This window comes from Mycobacterium sp., assembly GCF_040398885.1.
Lineage (GTDB): Bacteria > Actinomycetota > Actinomycetes > Mycobacteriales > Mycobacteriaceae > Mycobacterium.
The window spans coordinates 1-19071 of record NZ_JBBATF010000001.1 but is presented as its reverse complement, the minus strand read 5'-3'; the positions used below and the strand labels follow the sequence as shown (position 1 = coordinate 19071).

Annotated in this window: 23 protein-coding genes; 11 read left to right on the top strand and 12 right to left on the bottom strand. The window is 69.5% G+C overall.

The genetic code is table 11. The annotated features are described in order from the left end of the window. Positions 1-14: 14 nt before the first annotated feature. Complete coding sequence (locus ADBZ5U_RS00115) at positions 15-674, bottom strand: GNAT family N-acetyltransferase (RefSeq protein WP_526261086.1); 660 nt, start codon at positions 672-674, stop codon at positions 15-17. Between the two features lie 94 nt (positions 675-768). Then, a complete protein-coding gene (locus ADBZ5U_RS00110) occupies positions 769-2736 on the bottom strand; it encodes an FAD-dependent oxidoreductase (protein WP_526261084.1) in 1968 nt (655 codons plus the stop codon). Positions 2737-2913: 177 nt separating this feature from the next. On the opposite strand from ADBZ5U_RS00110, the gene fdxA reads away from it, so the two are divergent. Together fdxA and ADBZ5U_RS00100 are read left to right on the top strand one after the other, a co-directional pair. After that, complete coding sequence (fdxA, locus tag ADBZ5U_RS00105; protein WP_526261082.1) at positions 2914-3255, top strand: ferredoxin; 342 nt, start codon at positions 2914-2916, stop codon at positions 3253-3255. Between the two features lie 196 nt (positions 3256-3451). After that, positions 3452-4207 (top strand): L,D-transpeptidase, encoded by a 756-nt coding sequence (locus tag ADBZ5U_RS00100; protein WP_526261080.1) that lies wholly within the window; start codon positions 3452-3454, stop codon positions 4205-4207. A gap of 25 nt (positions 4208-4232) precedes the next feature. Here the strand turns inward: ADBZ5U_RS00100 and ADBZ5U_RS00095 are convergent, their stop codons facing one another. Together ADBZ5U_RS00095 and ADBZ5U_RS00090 are read right to left on the bottom strand one after the other, a co-directional pair. Next, positions 4233-4778 (bottom strand): YceI family protein, encoded by a 546-nt coding sequence (locus tag ADBZ5U_RS00095; protein ID WP_526261078.1) that lies wholly within the window; start codon positions 4776-4778, stop codon positions 4233-4235. Next, positions 4775-5422, bottom strand: a complete 648-nt coding sequence (locus ADBZ5U_RS00090) for a hypothetical protein (protein ID WP_526261076.1) — start codon at positions 5420-5422, stop codon at positions 4775-4777. The genes ADBZ5U_RS00095 and ADBZ5U_RS00090 overlap by 4 nt, the downstream gene beginning before the upstream one ends. A 135-nt stretch (positions 5423-5557) precedes the next feature. On the opposite strand from ADBZ5U_RS00090, the gene ADBZ5U_RS00085 reads away from it, so the two are divergent. Together ADBZ5U_RS00085 and ADBZ5U_RS00080 are read left to right on the top strand one after the other, a co-directional pair. After that, positions 5558-6196 (top strand): hypothetical protein, encoded by a 639-nt coding sequence (locus ADBZ5U_RS00085; protein ID WP_526261074.1) that lies wholly within the window; start codon positions 5558-5560, stop codon positions 6194-6196. 10 nt (positions 6197-6206) lie between these two features. Further along, a complete protein-coding gene (locus ADBZ5U_RS00080) occupies positions 6207-6650 on the top strand; it encodes a hypothetical protein (RefSeq protein WP_526261072.1) in 444 nt (147 codons plus the stop codon). 5 nt (positions 6651-6655) lie between these two features. On the opposite strand, the gene ADBZ5U_RS00075 is transcribed toward ADBZ5U_RS00080, so the two are convergent. Both ADBZ5U_RS00075 and ADBZ5U_RS00070 read right to left on the bottom strand, forming a co-directional pair. Continuing rightward, positions 6656-7783 (bottom strand): nitronate monooxygenase, encoded by a 1128-nt coding sequence (locus tag ADBZ5U_RS00075; RefSeq protein ID WP_526261070.1) that lies wholly within the window; start codon positions 7781-7783, stop codon positions 6656-6658. Positions 7784-7826: 43 nt separating this feature from the next. Next, complete coding sequence (locus tag ADBZ5U_RS00070; protein WP_526261068.1) at positions 7827-8279, bottom strand: hypothetical protein; 453 nt, start codon at positions 8277-8279, stop codon at positions 7827-7829. Positions 8280-8315: 36 nt separating this feature from the next. Between ADBZ5U_RS00070 and ADBZ5U_RS00065 the strand changes: the two genes are divergently transcribed. After that, positions 8316-8663 (top strand): hypothetical protein, encoded by a 348-nt coding sequence (locus ADBZ5U_RS00065; RefSeq protein ID WP_526261066.1) that lies wholly within the window; start codon positions 8316-8318, stop codon positions 8661-8663. Between the two features lie 33 nt (positions 8664-8696). Here ADBZ5U_RS00065 and ADBZ5U_RS00060 read toward each other — a convergent pair whose 3' ends face one another. Next, positions 8697-9785 (bottom strand): NAD(P)H-dependent amine dehydrogenase family protein, encoded by a 1089-nt coding sequence (locus ADBZ5U_RS00060; protein ID WP_526261064.1) that lies wholly within the window; start codon positions 9783-9785, stop codon positions 8697-8699. A 24-nt stretch (positions 9786-9809) separates the two neighbouring features. On the opposite strand from ADBZ5U_RS00060, the gene ADBZ5U_RS00055 reads away from it, so the two are divergent. After that, on the top strand, positions 9810-10556 hold the full coding sequence (locus tag ADBZ5U_RS00055) for a glucose 1-dehydrogenase (RefSeq protein ID WP_526261062.1): 747 nt from the start codon (positions 9810-9812) through the stop codon (positions 10554-10556). A gap of 2 nt (positions 10557-10558) precedes the next feature. Here ADBZ5U_RS00055 and ADBZ5U_RS00050 read toward each other — a convergent pair whose 3' ends face one another. Continuing rightward, positions 10559-11371, bottom strand: a complete 813-nt coding sequence (locus ADBZ5U_RS00050) for an HAD family hydrolase (RefSeq protein WP_526261060.1) — start codon at positions 11369-11371, stop codon at positions 10559-10561. Continuing rightward, the gene (locus ADBZ5U_RS00045) at positions 11368-12273 is read right to left on the bottom strand and encodes a DMT family transporter (protein ID WP_526261058.1); all 906 of its coding nucleotides are present in this window, start codon (positions 12271-12273) and stop codon (positions 11368-11370) included. The genes ADBZ5U_RS00050 and ADBZ5U_RS00045 overlap by 4 nt, the downstream gene beginning before the upstream one ends. 167 nt (positions 12274-12440) lie before the next feature. Between ADBZ5U_RS00045 and ADBZ5U_RS00040 the strand changes: the two genes are divergently transcribed. Beyond that, positions 12441-13532, top strand: coding sequence for a S1C family serine protease (locus ADBZ5U_RS00040; RefSeq protein WP_526261056.1), 1092 nt, complete (start codon positions 12441-12443; stop codon positions 13530-13532). Positions 13533-13539: 7 nt separating this feature from the next. On the opposite strand, the gene ADBZ5U_RS00035 is transcribed toward ADBZ5U_RS00040, so the two are convergent. After that, complete coding sequence (locus ADBZ5U_RS00035; protein WP_526261054.1) at positions 13540-13929, bottom strand: SRPBCC family protein; 390 nt, start codon at positions 13927-13929, stop codon at positions 13540-13542. A gap of 38 nt (positions 13930-13967) precedes the next feature. On the opposite strand from ADBZ5U_RS00035, the gene ADBZ5U_RS00030 reads away from it, so the two are divergent. From ADBZ5U_RS00030 to ADBZ5U_RS00020, 3 genes are read left to right on the top strand one after another with little or no spacing between them, the layout of a single operon-like run. Beyond that, entirely contained in the window at positions 13968-14432 is a 465-nt protein-coding gene (locus tag ADBZ5U_RS00030) for an SRPBCC family protein (RefSeq protein ID WP_526261052.1), read from the top strand. A gap of 58 nt (positions 14433-14490) precedes the next feature. After that, positions 14491-15774 (top strand): cytochrome P450, encoded by a 1284-nt coding sequence (locus ADBZ5U_RS00025; RefSeq protein ID WP_526261050.1) that lies wholly within the window; start codon positions 14491-14493, stop codon positions 15772-15774. A 2-nt stretch (positions 15775-15776) separates the two neighbouring features. Then, the gene (locus ADBZ5U_RS00020; protein ID WP_526261156.1) at positions 15777-17096 is read left to right on the top strand and encodes a cytochrome P450; all 1320 of its coding nucleotides are present in this window, start codon (positions 15777-15779) and stop codon (positions 17094-17096) included. On the opposite strand, the gene ADBZ5U_RS00015 is transcribed toward ADBZ5U_RS00020, so the two are convergent. Further along, positions 17053-17295 (bottom strand): hypothetical protein, encoded by a 243-nt coding sequence (locus ADBZ5U_RS00015; protein ID WP_526261048.1) that lies wholly within the window; start codon positions 17293-17295, stop codon positions 17053-17055. The two genes, ADBZ5U_RS00020 and ADBZ5U_RS00015, sit on opposite strands and share 44 nt — an antisense overlap. Before the next feature lie 124 nt (positions 17296-17419). Here ADBZ5U_RS00015 and ADBZ5U_RS00010 point away from each other — a divergent pair, with 124 nt between their 5' ends. Further along, positions 17420-17863, top strand: a complete 444-nt coding sequence (locus ADBZ5U_RS00010; protein ID WP_526261154.1) for a nuclear transport factor 2 family protein — start codon at positions 17420-17422, stop codon at positions 17861-17863. 1 nt (position 17864) lies between these two features. On the opposite strand, the gene ADBZ5U_RS00005 is transcribed toward ADBZ5U_RS00010, so the two are convergent. Beyond that, a partial coding sequence (locus ADBZ5U_RS00005) for a type I glutamate--ammonia ligase (protein WP_526261046.1) occupies positions 17865-19071 on the bottom strand: 1207 nt, incomplete at its 5' end.

The following is a 19071-nucleotide window of genomic DNA, read 5'->3' as shown; positions in this document are numbered from 1 at the left end:
GCGGGGTCGGCCACCTAGCGGGCGGGCGGCGTGCGGACCACCAGCGGGACGGCCGGGAAGAAGGCGGCCAGCTCCGCGCGGGATCTGCGCAGCGCCGCGGTGCCGTAGCCCTTCTTGCGGTGCTCGGGATGAATCCAGACCCGCACGTTGACCTCTCCGCCGGAGAGTTCGCCGAACACCATCCCGACCTTGGCGTCGCCGTCGACGGCAACGAACCAGGCCGCCTCCTCGGCACGCAAACGATCACGCGCGGAACGGATTTCGTCCTCGAGGCTGCCCGCCGGCGATCCGGAGCCGTCCCCGGCGGCGCCCACCTCGTCGGTGCGGACGGCGAAGATGTCACGGTCGCCCTCGTGGGAGAACGGTCGCAGCCGCAAGCTCTCGTCGGTGCTCGCCGGCCGCTCGGCGGCGGTGAAACTCAACTGGCTGTTGAGGTCGTCCAGTTCCGCGGCGATCCGCCGGCGCGACTCCTTGGTGAACTGGTCCAGACGCATACCCATCAACGCCTCGCTGCCGACCCGGGAGGTGCCCAGCAGCGTCGACACCGCGTCGATCGCCTCGTTCCGGTCACCGGATTCGACGATGGCCTCCACGATGTCGTGCCGGCGTTCCAGAGCGGTGAGCAGTGCGTCGGCGATGGCGCGGCGAGTGACGGTTCGGTCCTGATCGGTCATCGGCCAAGCCTAATCCCGGACGGGCGATTCGGCCCGCTCGGGTCGGTCCGCCGCGGCCACGGAAGGCCTCCGTGGCTGCGGCGACCGTCCGGTGTCAGCTGACGGTGGTGGCGACCTCCGCGACCAGACGCCGGCCGAGGCGGTGGCCCATCGCCAGCGTCGTGAGCATGGGGTTGGCGAGGGTGGCGGTCGGGAAGCCGCTGGCATCGCCGATGTAGACCCCCGGGACGTCGTGCAGCTCCCCGTCGGGATTGGCAACCGAGGTATTCGGGTCGATGCCCAGCCGGCACGAGCTCAGCTGGTGCGCACAGACGATCCGGTGGCCGCCGCGAGCCTTCGGCCAAGCCTTCATTCTCTCGACGAACGCCTCGAAGTCCTCGCCGCGCCGCCACCGGTCGAAGTTCTCCGACATCGGGATGATCTCGTCGGCGCCCGCCGCGTGGTGCATACGCAGCTGCGCCTCGAGGGACTTGTTGAGAACGCGCTCGTCGATCGGGTCGGTGACGTCGTAGTGATAAACCGGATCGCCGTTGGCGTCGATCGTGACGCTGCCCGACCCGCGGTCGCGCGAGATTCCGACCCACATCGCCGCCTGGCCGAGACGGGACATCGTCTCCTTGTGTTGGGTGAAGGACTCCCGCGCCACGGCGGTACTGATGATGGACGGCACCCACTGGGCGTTCTGTATCAGGACCCCGTAGCCCTCCTCGATGTCGGCGAATTCGTCGACCTGGGCGCACATCGGGCCGCCCAGCCATCCGTTCATCTGCTGCGGGTAGAGAGCGAGGCAGCTCACGACCGGATGCATGTGCAGGTTCTTCCCGACGGCCGGCCCGCCGATGCCCGAGCGCAGCAGCAGGGCGGGGGACTCCAGTGACCCGGCCGCCACAACGACCTTCGGCGCCCTGACGGTCAGCGCCGTCTTCGCGCCGGTCTGCGGATTGGTGTAGGTGGCCGCGACGCCGGCCCCCCGACCGTCCTCGACCAGAACCCGGTCCGCGTGGCAGTTGGCGATGATCCGACCGCCGGCGTCGGTGACATCGCGCAGATAGGTGGTGCGGAGGTCGATCCTGGCCCCGGTGCGGTCGCCATAGCCCGCGTGCATGGAGTGTTCGAACTTGTAGAACCTCGGGTCGATGTTGCGGTTCAGCTTGTGGAAATGCCAGCCGAGCGCCTCGGATCCGCGCTGCAGGGCCTTATGCGACTCGTTGTAGTCCGAGCAGGTGTCGTTGACGCCCTGCCGTGTCCATATCGCGTCCTGGTCCTCGTCGTAATCCGGGGTGGCGAGGTCCTTCAACCCGAATTGCTCGGCCCACTGTTCGCGTACCCACGCCGGGGTGCGCAGGAAGTTGGACCAGTTCAAGGTCATGCCTCCGCCGACGGTGCCCCCGGCCAGCATGGTCATGTTCCCGCCCGAGGAGTTCACGCCGCCGCCACGCCAGAACAAGTCACGCAGGCCCTCGACCTCGTAACCGCGGAAATCGGAATTGTTCATGGACTTTCCGGCCTCGAGCACGACGACGTCGAGCCCCGCCTTGGCCAGCATGCCGGCGACCACGCCGCCGCCGCACCCGGAGCCGACGACGCAGACATCGGCGTCGATCGTCGACTCGTCGCCCGCGGGTGTGTAGATCGGCAGCGGGTCGGGTCCGCCGAGCTGCCAATCCGGGGGCCCGCCGTAACCCCATTGCTTCCAATTCGGATTGAGTCCGGTGTTCGGGTCCGGCGCGCAGTAGGACATGACTGTGGTGAGCGCGACCAGTCCGCCGACGCCGGCTTCGGCTTCGGGGCTCATCGACGCCACCGTCTTGAGCAGTTGTTCGCGCTCTTGTTGCGAACCGCTGGTGAACCCCTGCGCGTGGAGGCCGTCGAGCAGGCTCAGCAGGCCGGTGCGCTGCGCCTCGGGCATCCCGGCGATCGCCTGCGCGACGCCTGCGTCAGCGCCCAGGCTGCTTCCGCTCGCCGCCCAGAAGCCGTTGGGGTCGTCCTCCCGCGGCATGGCGGGCACGACGGTGTCGGCCAGTGCGCGCAACACTTCGCCGTGGTTGTCGGTCATTTGCATGGTCGTCTCTTCCTCCGGATTCCGGGATCGGCGGTCGATGGTGATCCCCCATGTCGGGACGCTAGCCACGCACCATGCCCCAACACGGAAAAGGGCCGGCGTCGGGGACTTTGGTCCTCGGCTTCGGGGCCCTTCGGCCCGTGTCTGCTACGGCCGGTCACAGATATCGTCTGGGTCATGGCTTATGTGATCACCACCGCATGCGTCGACGTCAAACACAAGGCGTGTGCCGCGGAGTGCCCGGCCGATTGCATCTACGAGGGCGACCGCATGATGTACATCAATCCCGACGAGTGCGTCGACTGCGGCGCCTGCCGGCTGCTGTGCGAGGTCGACGCCATCTTCCACGAGGACGACCTGCCGGAGAGCGAGCGGAAGTTCCGCGGCGACAATGCGGCGTTCTTCACCGACGTCCTGCCGGGCCGGGTCGCGCCGCTGGGCACGCCCGGCGGCGCGACCGATCTCGGCGCGGTCGGGGTGGACACCCCGATGGTGGCCGGACTGCCCGAGTTGAAGTAGGCCGTCCCGGACGTCTTGTCGCCGCGCCCGGCGCCGGGATCCGAGGTCCTTTCCGAAAGTCGCGGTAATGACCGCGGTCACTGATGCGATGACTCTGTGACGGACCGCAACGCCGGACCGGGCCCGGCATCTATGCTCTTTGCTGAGAGCAGCCGGTGCTCGAAAGCGACGACAAACGACAGGGAGCCACGGGCGCATGGCCAGAGCACTTCGACGGGCACTCGCCGCTGCGGGGATCGCGGTTGCCGCGATGACAGCCACCGCCCCCACCGGCCTGGCCGCGACCGCCCCGTCGGCGTCGGCGGCCACCGTGGCCTCGGTGCAGCCCTTCAACGGCCAGACCGTCGGTGTGGCGGCCCCGATCGTCGTGACATTCACCCGGCCCGTCGCCGACCGGGCCGCCGCCGAGCGTTCGATCCAGATCACCTCGCCGGCCCCGATGAGCGGCAGGTACGAGTGGCGAACCGACAGCACCGTGGCATTCCTGCCCGACCGTTTCTGGCCGGCGCACTCGAAGATCACGATGATGGCCGGGGGGCAGCGGCGCAGCTTCGGGACCGGCTCCACGGTGCTGGGGGTCGGCAGCCTCTCCAACTACACCTTCACGGTCAGCATCGACGGCGTGATCATGCGGCAGATGCCCGCCTCGTTCGGAAAGCCGCGGTTCCCCACGCCGGTCGGATCGTTCAGCGTCCTGGAGAAGTACAAGACCATCGTGATGGACTCGCGGACCATCGGAATCCCATTGGAGGATCCCGAAGGCTACAAGCTCACCGTCGCCGACGCCGTCCGGATCACCTGGGGCGGGGTCTACGTCCACTCCGCGCCGTGGTCGGTGGGCTCGCAGGGGTGGGCCAATGTCAGTCACGGCTGCATCAATCTCGGTCCGGACAATGCGCTGTGGTACTTCAACCAGGTGGGTTACGGCGACCCGGTGGTCATCAACTGGTAGCGGTCGCCGCTGCCGGCGATAACCGCTACCCGGGATAAGTGGCGTGGAAGTCGACGGTCAGTTCGTCGGCGACCTTCATCGACCCCATGAACAGTGAGATGAGCTTCACCCCGTAGTCGGTCTGGGTGAGCCGAATCCGGGCCGACAGGTTCCACCCCCCGCCGCTGCGGTCCGCCGTCAGGTCGACGACCTGCGGACGCGTGGTGCCGTGGATCTCCAGCGAGCCGGTCATCCGGTATCCGGAATCGGTCTCGGCGATGTCGTCGGAGGTGAACCGGATCTGGGGAAACTCCTTGGCGTCCAACGCTTTCAGGGCGTTGTTCCTGGCGATACCCTTCTCTGGCCCGCCGAGGGGCGTGATGCCGCCCTCACCCTTGACCACCTCCAGGGACTCGACGTCGACGGTCAACTCGGCGTGCGTCGGCGACTCGCCCTGCCAGTCCATCGAGGCGCGCCAGGATCGCATCGCCATGGTGAGCCGGTGACCCATCTTGGCGGCCCGGCCCGTCACATCGGTGAGGATGAGCAGTTCGCCGTTGTCAGCGGACAGCGACCAACTGACGTCGGTCATCCCGAGGACGACTTCGTGGGGGTCAGGGTGACCGTGGTGGTGCTGACCGTCGGAGGCGAGGTCGGGCCCGAACTGGCCGACGGTTCGGGGGCGGCCGAACTGGCCGGGGGTTCGGGGGCGGCCGAACTGGCCGGGGGTGCCGGGGCGGCCGAACTGGCCGACGGTGCCGGGGCGGCCGAACTGGCCGGGGGTGCCGGGGCGGCCGAACTGGCCGGGGGTGCCGGGGCGGCCGAACTGGCCGACGGGGTGGTGCCGGCGGGGAACCGCGGACCGTGGTACTCGGTCCAGGGGTCCCGGTAAAGCACGTTGTCGCCCTCGGACACCAGAATCACCTGCGGTGTGACGGTGTAGGTGACGCCGTCGTTGACCGCGGTGATGGTGCCGTCGGCGGCCCGGGTGGCGGGCATCGTCAGTCCGGCCTGGTCGCTGATTCGCACCCCGCGGTACTCCAGTTCGCCGTCCGGGCTGATGCAGATGGCCACCAGTGCGCGCGACGTCCGGCCGAACTGCACCAGGGTCTGCTCGTCGTCGCAGCGCGCCGCCGAGCCGGTGAAGCCGTGCTCGTCGGTCGGGTACTGCGCGGTGGGGTCGGCCGCGGCGGTGGGCAGGACCGCGACAGCGGTTGCCACGGCTGCGGCTGCCACCGCGATGAGTCGACGGTCCGGCATTGGCGCTCCCCTTTGTTTGGTTCCCTTCCAAGCGAACCACTTCGGGCGGCGAAATCCACGCTGCGCCGACGGCGTTTCTCGGTGCGATCGTGTCCCGCTACCCTCGATCGGGTGGGTGGACAGCGGCTCGTCTTCACCGGTCACATCGCCGGATTCGGCACCACCGCCGGGGTCCGGATGGTGGTCGGCAGGTGGGAGACCTCGCCGTTCGGCCCGTTCACCGACGTGATGGTGCAGACCGGTGCCGACGAACGGATCCTGTTGGCCCCGACCGCCCGGGTGGCCGAATTCGTCGCCGGCACCTACCGATTCGACCGTGTCGAAGTGGGCGCGGTCGAAGCGGAGTTGTCCGAGCGTCGACTAACCGTGGCGGCGCCGGGGTTGGACGTCACCGCCGGCATCGGCCGCGCGGCGCCGCTGGACCGGTTGCTGCGCGCGGTGCCCGGGTTCGTCGCGACGCAGCCGTGGTGGCTGCGGATGATCGATCCGATCGCCTCCCGCATGGTTCGGGGAGTCCACACGGCGGGCAGCGCCGGCAACGGCCGGCGGGAGTACTACGGGGTCCGGCGGCTGTGGCTGATCGACTCGGTCGACGGCAGCTTCGACGGCGTCGACCTGGGCGGGCTGGGGCGGCTGGAACCGCCGGTGGCGTTCGGGTTCTCATCCGCGCCGCCGACACCGCAGTTGGTCGCGGTGACCACGACCATCAAGTGCGCGGTTTGCCCGAGCCCGGGATCGTTCAACGGCTAGGCTCGCAGGCATGATCCGCGAACTCGTGATCGCAGCGGCCGTTGCGGGCGGAGTGCTGGGGGCGGCGCCGTCGGCGATCGCCGACGGGACCCAGATGACCTACCGCGGCGATGTGCCGAACATGGTCTACGACGCGCATCTGAGTGCGCCGTGCTATCGCTGGGACAGGTTCATCTTCGGTCGCGGACCCGGCGGCGAGGCTCTGGCATGCCACTTCATCGCCGGTATGTCCTACATCGGCATGGACCGGCCGCCGGAGGGCACCGGCTTCTGGGTGATCTCGCCCCGGCTGTACGGCGTCCAGGCCGTCGGCTCGCCGTGCCCGGGCCCGCAAGCCGCGGCGCAGTCCCCGGACGGCCTGCCGATGCTGTGCCTGGGTGATCGCGGTTGGCAGCCCGGATTCCTCAGGAACGGCGCCTGGGGCAACGGCAGCCAGTTCGACCCGGTCGGCTGAGCCGGCTAGACCGCAGCCTCGTTCAGGACGTTCAGGCGGTTGGAGGCGTCCAGGTACTCCCGGACCCACCGCTCGATGACCGCGGCGCTCTTCTCGACCTTGCTGAACTGGCCGACCACCTGACCCACCGGGTTGAAGGCGACGTCGACGGTCTCGTTGGGGTACTTGTTGGTCGCGGCCACCGCCATCCCGGAAACCATGTACTGCAACGGCATTCCGAGCGGTTCCGGGTTTCCGGGGGTCTCCCACGCCTGAGTCCACTCGTTGCGCAGCATCCGGCACGGCTTGCCGGTGAACGAGCGGCTGCGAACGGTGTCCCGGCTGGTGGCCTTGACGTAGGCGGCCTGCTGGACCGGGGTGTTGTGGGCCTCCTCGACCATCAGCCACTGCGAGCCCGACCAGGTGCCCTGGCAGCCCAGTGCCAGGGCGGCGGCGATCTGCTCGCCGCTGCCGATCCCGCCGGCCGCGAGCACCGGGCGCGGCGCCACCGCCTTGACCACCTGCGGCCAGAGCACGATCGAGCCGACCTCGCCGCAGTGACCGCCGCCTTCGCCGCCCTGGGCGATGATGATGTCGACGTCGGCCTCGGCGTGTTTGCGGGCCTGGGCGGGAGATCCGCACAGCGCGGCGACCTTTCGGCCGGCCGCGTGGATGTGCGCGATCATGTCGGCCGGCGGGGTGCCCAGGGCGTTGGCGATCAGGGTGACCTTGGGGTGCCGCAGCGCGACCTCGACCTGCGGGGTGGCGGTCGCCTCGGTCCAGCCGAGCAGCTTCAGCGCGTGGGAGTCCGCGTCGCCGGTGGGCACGCCGTGGTCGGACAGGATCTTCTTGGCGAAGTCCAGATGCTGCTGGGGCACGAGCTTGCGCAACGCCTCGGCCAGTTCTTCGCCGGACATGTCGGTGTCCATGCCCTCGTACTTGTTCGGTATCACGATGTCCACCCCGTAGGGACGGTCACCGATCTGCTCGTCGATCCAGTTCAGTTCGATCTCGAGTTGCTCGGGCGTGAACCCGACGGCGCCCAGGACGCCGAAACCTCCGGCCTTGCTGACCGCGACCACCACGTCCCGGCAGTGGGTGAACGCGAAGATCGGGAACTCGATACCGAGGTCGTCGCAGAGGGAAGTGTGCATGGCCGATCTCCTTGGCCTCGTGGGCAGGCAACTGGAACGTGTTCTAGTTTAGCGACCGGACGACCCACAACGCCACGAACATCGCCATACCGATCACGCAGAGGAGGTGATCGGCCAGCACCGCCCTTGCCAACCGGGTCTGCTCCGCAGGGCTGCCGGTGCGCCGGCCCAGTCGGACCGCATTGGGAACGGTCCGGGCTGAAGCAAGGAAGATCGGGCCACCGGCCAGGACCGCCGAGAGGACCAACACCCAGGCCGGGGTGCCGCCGAGCAGCGCCTCGCCGATCAGGGCGGCCAGGAGCAGTGCCATGACCGCCGCGATCAGTCCGGACATCGGCTGGGAGTCGGTCGTCGCCCGTCGGTAGTAGGCGGTGATCGAATCCAGCGCGGCGTGGTCGACGGCCTCGCCGCGCCCGCGAGCCTGAGTGTCGAACATCAGGTCGATCCACAACACCGCCAGCAGGAACCCGCCGGTCGCCGTCAGCACGCCAGCCATATCACCCCCGCCGGTTTCAGGAGTACCGTTTAACGCGTGCCCACCGTAGATCGTCGGCGAACAATCGCACACGCCATTTGGGCGCTGGGCGGGGCATTGCTTGCCGCGCTGGGAACCGGACCGGTCGGCATCGCCTCAGCGGAGTCGGGTCCCATGCCGGCCGCGCCCTGCTACAACGGCATCGCCCCGCTGAACCCCTACCTGGACAACTGCGCCATCCCGTCGCGCCCGCCCCACATCCTGGGGGCGGCACCTGACCAGACGGCGATCCTGAACTGCAGCGTCGGCGGCGGGACGTGGCGGGCGATCTGCTTGTCGCAGTACGTCAACGGCGGAAATTACGGGGGGTACCCGGGGGTCGTGATCGGACCCGGCTTCCCGTAAGCATCACCCCGCCCGCGACCACGGCAACGCCGCTCAGGGGCCGGGGGTGTCCCCTGCGAACACGCGCACTCGGGAGACCAGTGGAAGGTCAAGTGTGGTGCGGATCCCGACCGGGGCGGCGATGACGGCGGGGATCGCGTTCACGATGCGAGCCGCCGCGCCCGCGATCGCGGCGTGGTTGTGGTCGCCGTATCGGCTGGTCGGGCAGATGTCCACGGCGTACGACGGCTCCCCGGTGATTTCGACGCGGTAGGAGCCGCCCGCTTGGGCCGGTTGCGCCCAGTCCGGACGCAGGTCGCCGCGAAGCCGGGTGACGTGTTCGACGACGATCGCCGGGTGGCCGGCCACCATCCCGTTGATCTGGAACCGCACCGCTGCCACCGAGCCCTGCGGGATGTGGCCGGCGGCGATGTCGAAGGGCTCGGGGGCCGGCTCACGCTCGTAGCTTTCGGTGATCGAATCGATTTCGACGTTCAGTCCGGCCGCGAGTTGGCGGACGGCGCAGCCCCAGGCGATCCCGAGCACCCCGGGCTGAAACAACACCGGCAATTCCTCGAGCGGCCGGCCGAAGCCCATCACGTCGAACATCACGACGGCGCCGTCGTAGGTGGCGTAGTCGGCGATCTCCATGCAGCGCACCTGTTCGATGCGGCGGCAGGCGCCGGCGAAGGCCAGCGGGATCAGGTCGGTGACGAAACCCGGATCCACCCCGCTGATGAAGATGCTCGAATCACCAAGCCGGGCAGCGTCTTCCAGGGGCCGGATGAACTTGTCGGGAATGACGTTCCAGGGGAACTGCAGGATTCCGGGAGCGGATCCCACCACGTTGACACCGGCGGAGAGGATGCGCCGGACGTCGTCCACGGCCTGCGGCATCCGGGTATCGCCCATCGCGCAGTACACCGCGCACTCCGGTTCCGTCGCCAGCAGCGCGTCAAGATCCGAGGTGGCCTTCACCCCGGTGAGGGTGTCCAGCCCGGCCAGTTCGCCGGCGTCCCTGCCGACCTTCTCCGGGGTGGACACGCACAACCCGGTCAACTCGAAGGCCGGGTTCTCGATGAGTTCGGCAAGCGCCAACCGGCCCACGTTTCCGGTTCCGATGTGGGCGACGCGAATGCTCATCCCGCCAAGGTAGCCTGACGCCCCATGGGACGTGTAGCGGGCAAAGTCGCGCTGATCACCGGCGGCGCCAACGCGAAGGGCATGGGCGCCGCCAGCGCCCGCATGTTGATCGCGGAGGGCGCCAAGGTGGTGATCGGCGACATCCTCGACGACGAGGGCGCGGCCCTGATCGCCGAACTCGGCGACGCCGCCCGCTACGTCCACCTCGACGTGACCAGCGCCGAGGATTGGAAGGCCGCCGTCGACACCGCGGTGAGCGCCTTCGGCAGGCTCGATGTGCTGGTGAACAATGCCGGCATCGTCCAGGTCGCACCGTTGAAGACCGCCGACATCACCCGCTGGCAGAAGGTGCTCGACGTCAACCTGACCGGGGCCATGCGGGGAATCCAGGCCGTGATCGACCCGATGGTGTCCGCCGGCGGCGGTTCGATCATCAACATCTCCTCGATCGAGGGCATGCGCGGCGCGGCCTGGGCGCACAGCTACGTCGCTTCCAAGTGGGGTCTGCGCGGGCTGACCAAGTCGGCGGCACTCGAGTTGGCGCCGGAGAAGATCCGGGTGAACTCCATCCACCCGGGATTCATCCGGACAAAGATGACCAAGCACCTGCCCGACGACATCGTGTCCGCTCCGATGGGCCGCGCCGGCACACCCGAGGAGGTCGCCACCTTCGTGGTGTTCCTGGCCAGTGACGAGTCGTCGTTCGCGACCGGGTCGGAGTTCGTGGTGGACGGCGGTCTGATCACCGACGTTCCGCACCGCGCGGTCTGAGGTCAGCGCCGGCGGCGCGGCGCCACCGCAGCGAACGCCGCGCCCAGCGCGGCGCGGCCCAGTGCGGGCAGGTGCCCCAACGCGTCAGCCGCGCCGGACTGGCCCGGCACCGTCACCCGCAGCACCGGCCAGTCCTTGTCCGCGGCCAGGGCGGCCAGTCCGGAGCGGGGGTTGACCGGCCGGGGATGGCCGACCAGTTTCATCAGCGCGGCATCCTCGTCGCCGTCGGCGTAGAAGTAGCTCTGCGGCAGTGCGACCCCGTGGACGGCGCAGAACTCCTGCACCGCAGCGGCTTTGCGCCCTCCCCACACGATCGGCCGGTTCACTCCGCCGGTCAGCAGCCCGGCATCGTCGAGTTCGAAGGTGTTGCAGATCACGTTCCCGATGCCGAGCGCGCGGGCCACCGGCTCGGCGTGGATGGTCAACGCCGAGGAACTGAGGACGAGGGTATGCCCCCGCCGGCGGTGCGCCTCGACGATCTGGCGCATCAGCGGGTAGACCTTGTCTGCCACCTGTTCGGCGTACAACCGCTCGCCGATGTCCCTCAGCTCGGTCAGCGACTCGCCGCGCAGATAACCCGCGGCGCGGCTCATCAGCCGCTCGAACTGCATGCGGCCGAGCTTGTAGCGCAGCGAGGCCTCCACGACTCCCAGCACCTCGCCGATCCGGGCCTGGCCGCGTCGGATCCGGTCCCGGGCGTGGGCGACGGCGGTGAAGCCGGCGACCAGGGTGCCGTCGCAGTCGAAGAACGCCCCGACCGCCGGGCCCGCCGGGCCGGCGGCGATCTGAGCCAGCGGATCGTGCTGCCGGCTCATCGCTTCGGCTGCCGGGGCGCGGTGCGGCGGCCGGCCTCCAGCTCGTCCTCGTAGGCGCCCTCGTCGCGGCCGAGGGCGATCGTGGCGGCGGTCATCGCGGCGATCGCGATTCCCAATGCCACCGCGCTGCCGGTGCCGACCTCGAGGTGCTCGCCGAGCACCACCTGGCCCAACAGCACCGCAACCATCGGTTCGAGCACCAGCATCACCGGGACGGACGTCTGCAGCGATCCGGCGTGGAAGGCGGACTGCTGCAACAGCGTGGCCGCCACCGCGGCTGCGATCAGCATGTAGGGCACCGGAGACGTCCGCAGTTCGGCCGCGTCACCTTCGGTGACGAACTGCATGACGATCTTGGTGAGCACGGCGACCACGCCGAAGAGGACACCGACCCCGAAGCCGAGCAGGAGGGCCCGCCGCCAGTCCGACATCCGGCTGGCCAGCAGGACGCAGCCGGCGACGAACACCGCGGCGCCCGCCGCGACGAACACCGCCGTCCACGCGGAGCCCTCGTAGTCACCGGGCCGGGTCCGGGCCAGCGACACGAACACCGCCAGCGCGAGGGTGAGCAGCAGAGCCCAACCCCAGTCGGCGCGGCTCACCCGCCGGTGGGCGAGGCGGGCGCTGAGTGGGAGGGCGAAGAGCAACGCCGACATCAACAGCGGGGCGACCAGGGTGAGCGATCCGCGGGCCAGCGCAAGGGCCTGGAAGGCGTAGCCGACGAACGCCGACCCGGTGCCGGCCCACCACAGCGGCCTTCGCACCAGAGTCGAGACCATCAGGCCACTGACGCCCTGATCCTCCGGAACGTCCATCGTGGCCCGCTGGCGCATCACGATCCCTATCGCGGTGAACACCGCGCCTGCAAGAGCGGCGGCCACGACGAGGGCTTGCTCAAGCACTGGCGGTGTTCCCTTCCGGAGCCGCGGTGGGCATCCCCACCGAATCTAGGCCACCGTCGGCCGGTTGCGCGGAACGGGCGCGTCGCCGACGTCCCGCCGACGCGTGCGTTTGACGGGAGTGACGGGGCCAACTGCCTTTCCGCCGATTTATGAGGCACAGTTGTCGTATGGATTCCACCTGTCCACGGCCCACCGGCCGTCGTGGCCGCCGGCTGAGCGGCGTCTTCGCCGCTCTGACACTGCTCGCCGGCCTGAGCATCGCCCCGGCAACCGCCGAACCGATCCCGTCACCGGCGCCGGCGCCGACGGCGCCGTTGGATCAGTCCGCCCTGCTCGGGCGGATCGTGCCCGGCCTGGTCGACATCAACACGACGCTGGGCTACGAGGGCGCCTCGGGGGCGGGCGCCGGAATCGTGCTCGACCCCAACGGCGACGTGCTCACCAACAACCACGTCATCGAGGGGGCCACCGAGATCACCGCGGTCAGCCGGGCCAACAGCCGGAGCTATCCGGTCGATGTCGTCGGTTTCGACCGCTCCAGCGACATCGCGGTCGTTCGTCTCCGCGGTGCTGGCGGCCTTCCGACCGCGAACCTTGGGACGTCCTCGAGGCTGGCCGTGGGCGAACCGATCGCCGCGATCGGCAACTCCAACGGCACCGGCGGGGTACCGAGTTACGCGCCGGGGGTGATCACGCAACTCGGCGCCTCGGTGCGGGCATCCGACGAATCCGGCAGGGGTGCCAAGGAATTGGTCGATCTGATCCGGGTCGCGGCCGAGATCCGGCCAGGCGATTCGGGCGGCCCGCTGGTGAACGCCGCGGGACAGGTGGTGGGCGTCACCGTGGCCGCCACCTTGAACCACCGCATGGGCGCCGTATCCGGCAACGAGGGCTTCGCCATCCCGATCGACCGGGCGATGGCCATCGCCAACCAGATTCGCGCCGGCGCGCCGTCGCCGACGGTGCATCTGGGCGACTCGGCCTTCATCGGGGTGGGGATCGCCGACGCCTCGCCGCTGGGCGGGCCCGCCGGCGCGGTCGTTCGTCAGGTCCTGCCGGACACTCCGGCCGGTCAGGCCGGCCTGCGGCCCGGAGACGTCATCACCGCCCTCGACGGCGTCCCGATCAACTCCGCGGCCGATCTGTCCAACATCATGGACCAGCGCCGGCCTGGCAACATCATCATGCTGACCTGGTTCGACCGGCTGGGGAACCCGCGAACCGCACCGGTCGTGCTGGCCAAGGGTCCGGTCGGCTGACCGACCCCTAACCGGCCAGCCTCTCGATTCGGCTCAGCGCCGCCGCGCACACCGGCAGGTATGCGGCAGCCCACCACGGCGTCGTGAACCGGACCGAGCATCCACCGGGGACCGGACTGACCTCGTGACCGGTGGACGCCACCCCGGCCACGCTCCATCCCCACCGCCGGCCGGGGACGAAATCGGTGACCGCGAACGGCAGTGCCACCCCGACGGCGGTCCAGACCGTGCCCTGCGCGCCGTCGGTCAACTCCCTGCCGCCGCCGAGCAGTTCGGCGCGCCGCACCGACGGCCCCCACAGCGGCCACATCTCCAGATCCGTCAGGATGGTCCACACCACGTCCGGCGCAGCGGGGATCCGGCGCTCGACGGCCGGCGGACGCAGTCTGACACCCACGGCGGGAACGCTACCGCCACGCGTCGTAGGATTGCCGCGTGGAAGGCTCCGCGACCGTGCACATGTCCGCTCCGGCCGACAAGATCTGGAACCTCATCGCCGAGGTCCGAAACACCGGCCGGTTCTCCCCCGAGGTGTTCGAGGCCGAATGGCTGGGCGGCGCCGACGGTCCGGCGCTGGGCGCGAAGTTCCGCGGCCACGTCCGCCGCAACGAGATCGGACCGGTGTACTGGACGACCTGCCGGGTGACGGCCTGCGAACCCGGCAAGGAATTCGGCTTCGCGGTGCTCGGGCCCGGGGACATGGCGGTCAACAACTGGCACTACCGGCTGACCCCGCGCGGGGACGGCACCGATGTCACCGAGTCCTTCCGGCTCAACAGCGCGCTGCCGGTCCGGGTTTTCTGGATGTTCGCCGGCTACCTGCGTGGGCGCCGCAACGTCCGCGACATGCGCACCACGCTGGAACGGATCAAGAAGGTCGTCGAGGACGAGGCCGCATAGGTTCCTCCCCTATGGTGGGAGTGAGACCCGGCGCCTGTTTGAGTGGACGGTGACTTGCATGGCAATCGCCACTCGCGTGAACGGCCGGCCTCCCCCACGGGTCCCCCTGCAGGACGTCGACCTCGGCACCCGCGAATTCTGGGCGCTCGACGACGTCGTCCGGGACGGCGCCTTCGCGACGCTGCGACGGGAGGCGCCGATCAGGTTCTTCCCCGAGATCGAGTTCGACGGCTTCCAGGCGGGCCCGGGCCACTGGGCGCTGACGAAGTTCGACGACGTCCATTTCGCCAGCCGGCACCCGGAGGTCTTCAGCTCCCATCCCAACATCACGATCGCCGATCAGGTGCCGGAGGTGGCGGAGTATTTCGGCTCGATGATCTCCCTCGACGACCCGCGGCACGCCCGCCTTCGGGGCATCGTGCGCAGCGCGTTCACCCCGAAGGTGGTCGCGCGCACCGAGGAGTCGGTGCGCGCCCGCGCCCGCCGACTGGTCGAGGACCTCATCGCCAACCACCCGGACGGCCGCGCCGAACTGGTGGCGGAACTGTCCGGGCCGCTGCCCCTGCAGGTGATCTGCGACATCATGGGCGTCCCCGAGGGCGACCATCGCAAGATCTTCGGATGGACCAACGTGATCCTGGGTTTCGGCGACCCCGACATCACCACCGACTCCGAAGAGTTCATGAGGGTCGCCATCGACATCGGCGCGTACGCGACCGCCCTGGCCGAGGACCGGCGGTCCAATCCGCACGACGACCTCACCACCGCACTCGTCTCAGCGGAGGTCGACGGCGAACGACTGACCTCGGCTGAGATCGCCTCGTTCTTCATCCTGCTGGCGGTCGCCGGCAACGAAACCACCCGCAACGCCATCAGCCACGGCGTTCTCGCGCTGACCCGCTACCCCGAACAGCGCGAAATCTGGTGGAGCGACTTCGCCGGACACACCGCGACCGCTGTCGAGGAGATCGTCCGGTGGGCATCTCCGGTGGCCTACATGCGTCGCACCACCACCCGGGACGTCGAGGTCGGCGGCGTGCACATCGGGGCCGGCCAAAAGGTCACCATGTGGTACGGGTCGGCCAACCGCGACGAGGACAAGTTCGCCGACCCGTGGCTGTTCGACGTCACCCGCTCGCCGAACCACCACGTCGGTTTCGGTGGCGGCGGAACGCATTTCTGTCTGGGCGCCAACCTGGCCCGGCGGGAGATCGCGGTGGTGTTCGAGGAACTGCGCCACCGCACTCCCGACATCGCGGTGTCCGAAGAGCCGGCGATGCTGCTCTCGGCGTTCATCCACGGGATCAAGAGGCTTCCGGTCACCTGGACTCCCCCGGCATGAGCATGGGTGCGTCGGAATGGCTGCACTGGCTGGCGATGCACGGCGTGGTGCGCTCGGCGGCCGGGCTGTCGGCCCGCCGCGGCGATCCGCAGGCCCGATTCGCCGCCGACCCGTCGGTGCGGGCCGACCCGGTCCCGTTCTTCGAGGAACTTCGCGCCCGGGGCCCGCTGGTGCGGGCCAGGGTGAGCTATCTGACCGTCGACCACGCCGTCGCCCACGATCTGTTGCGCTCCGACGATTTCCGGGTGATCTTCCTGGGCGGGGCGCTGCCCTCGCCGCTGCGCCGGCTGGAGCGACGGACGCGACCCGATGTTCTGCACCCGCTGCTGCCGCCGTCGCTGCTCGCCGTGGAACCCCCCGAACACACCCGCTACCGCAAGACCGTGTCGTCGGTCTTCACCTCCCGTGCGGTGGCCGCGCTGCATGACCGGGTCGAAGACACCGCGGGGGTCCTGCTGGACGGCTTGTCCGGCGAGCGCGTCGTCGTCGACATCGTCGCCCAGTACTGCGCGCAGCTGCCGGTCGCCATCATCGGCGAGATTCTCGGTGTGCCCGAGGGCGACCGCGACCGGATTCTCGAATTCGGTGAATCAGCCGCTCCCAGTTTGGATTTCGGCCTGTCGTGGGCGCAGTACCAGACCGTCCAGTACGGCCTGGAGGGGTTCAACAGCTGGCTGGACACCCACCTGCGGAAGCTCCGGGAGCGTCCCGGCGACGACCTGATGAGCCAGTTGATCGAGGCGTCCGAAGGCGGGGTGCGGCTCGACGAGAAGGAGTTGAAGGCCATCGCCGGGCTGGTGCTGGCGGCCGGCTTCGAGACGACGGTGAACCTGCTCGGCAACGGCATCCGGATGCTCCTCGACGCCCCGGATCAGTTGGCGGTGCTGGCCGACGAGCCCTCGCTGTGGCCCAATGCGGTGGAGGAGATCCTGCGACTGGACCCCCCGGTGCAACTGACCGCACGGGTCGCCCGCACCGACACCGTGGTGGCGGGAACTCCGGTCCGGCGCGGCGAGATCGTGGTGATCTACCTGGCGGCCGCCAACCGCGATCCCGCGGTGTTCCCCGACCCGCACACCTTCGACGTGCGGCGCCCGGGCGCGGGCAGGCATCTCGCGTTCTCCGGCGGTAGGCACTTCTGCCTGGGCGCCGCGCTGGCCCGGATGGAGGGCGAGGTCGGTCTCCGGCAGTTCTTCACCCGGTTCCCGGAGGCCCGACCGGCCGGACCAGGCAGCCGCCGGGACACCCGCGTGCTGCGCGGATGGGCCCGGCTGCCGGTCAGCCTGGGGTCTGACTCTCGGATCGTGCGCCGACGCCACTGACCTCGCCGCGGTTCCAGCCGGGGGCGGTCTGCAGTCGTTCCGCCTGCTCCGCCTGCTCGGCCTGCCGCATCCGGGCATCCTCCTCCCGCAGCAGCCTGCGGATCTCGTCGGCCTGCGCTCGGCAACGCGCGTCGCGCCGCCTTCGGCCCGCCCACATGATTGCGGCGATCACCACCACCGGCACGACGACGGCGATCAATATCCAGACTGTATCGGCCATACCCCCCTCTTCCCGGCCCGACCGCGGGCTAAACCCGCGGACGGGAAGATGCCATCTCTGGTTTGCTGTAGTCGTGGCACCCGACACGATCAATCCCGGCGACATGTCCGCTGAGGTCACCGTCCTGGGGATGTGGAAGGCGTTGTCCGACCGCGACTGGGAGGGGATGAAGCGGTTCCTCGCCGAGGACTGCGTGTACGTCGACATGCCGCTGGGCCCCGCCGTCGCGGCACGCGGGCCGGAGAACATCGTCAGGCGTCTGAAGGTCGGCCTGGAACCGCTGGCCGGCTACGCCAACCACGACGGCCTCCTGGTGAGCAACGGCGCCGACGTGATGTACGAGCACTCCGAGACCTGGGACTGGGTCAGCGGCGAGAGCGCGCTGCTGAAGTTCGTCACCGTGCACAGAGTCCGCGACGGCCGGATCACCCTGTGGAAGGACTATTGGGACTTCGGTGCGCTACTCAACCATGCGCCCGGGGACTGGATGCGGCAGTTGCGGACCGCGGACATGTCGTGGGTGTTCGACGCCACCGGCCTGGTCTGACTCACAGACTCCAGGCCATCCGGAACCTGTCGGCCAGTTCCCCGCCGCCGAGGTCGCCGTAATTCCGGTGCTCGTAACTCCGCACGGCCACCAGAGCATCGACCACCGGCTCACCCAGTATGGCGCGGAGGCGCTGTGAATCCTTCATCGCCGCAATCGCATCCGGTTGATCGTGCGATAGCCGGACCACCCCGCCCGCAACTCGATCTACGGCGGGAACGGTGTCGGGGTCCACGGTGATCTCCGGCGGCAACGCCGACTGCCGTTCGATCCCGTCGAGTGCCAGGCCCAGGATCGCCGCGCTGGCCAGATAGGGATTCGCGGACGGGTCGACCACCTTGACTTCGACGTTGGCGCCGTGGGGGTTGCCGTGGGTGGCCGGCAGGAACCGGAGGGCGGCCTCGCGGTTCTCCGTACCCCAGCACGCGTACGCGCCGGCCCAGTTGCCGGGCCTCATCCGCAACCCGGACACGATCGAGCCCGAGAACGCCAGTTGAGCTTCCGCGAGACCGGACAGCACTCCCCCGATCGCCGCCGCACCGTCACTGGTCAGTCCATGTGGCCCGTGCCCCCCGGAGAACAGCGGGGTGTCGTCGCGCAGCAGCGAGAAATGTTGGTGGGCACCGGAACCCACGCTTCCCTCGAACGGAACCGGAGACAGGCTGACCCGTAGTCCGTGGCTCCGTGCGACCCTGCCGAGCAGAAGGCGGGCCAGTACCAGTTGGTCCGCGGCGGCGACCGGAGACGCGGGCGCCAGCGACATCTCGAACTGGTTGACGCCGTACTCGGGGTGGAACTGTTCGACGGCGACCCCGGCCGCCGCCATGGCGGCCATGGCGTCGCGGATGAAGCCCTCGTGCTCGAGCACTCCGGCCACCCCGTACTGCGCCCACAGTTGGCCGGGCAACCGGTCACCGGTCGGGCCGACGAGCAGGAACTCGATCTCATGGCCGACGCGTGCCCGCAGTCCGGCCTGCTGCAGGCGGGATTCGACGCGGCCCAGGGTTCCCCGGGCGCATGCGTGAACCGGATTGCCGTCCTGGTCGAAGAAGGACGCCGGCGCCCAGGCCAACCCCTCTTCGAGGATCCGCAGGGCGTGGCGGTCGATGCGCAGGCGTTCGTCGCCGACCACGCTGATCGCGTCGGTGAACGCGATACCGGTCTGGTCGATGGCGAATCCGTGCCAGGTCGGACTCGCGCCCAGACCC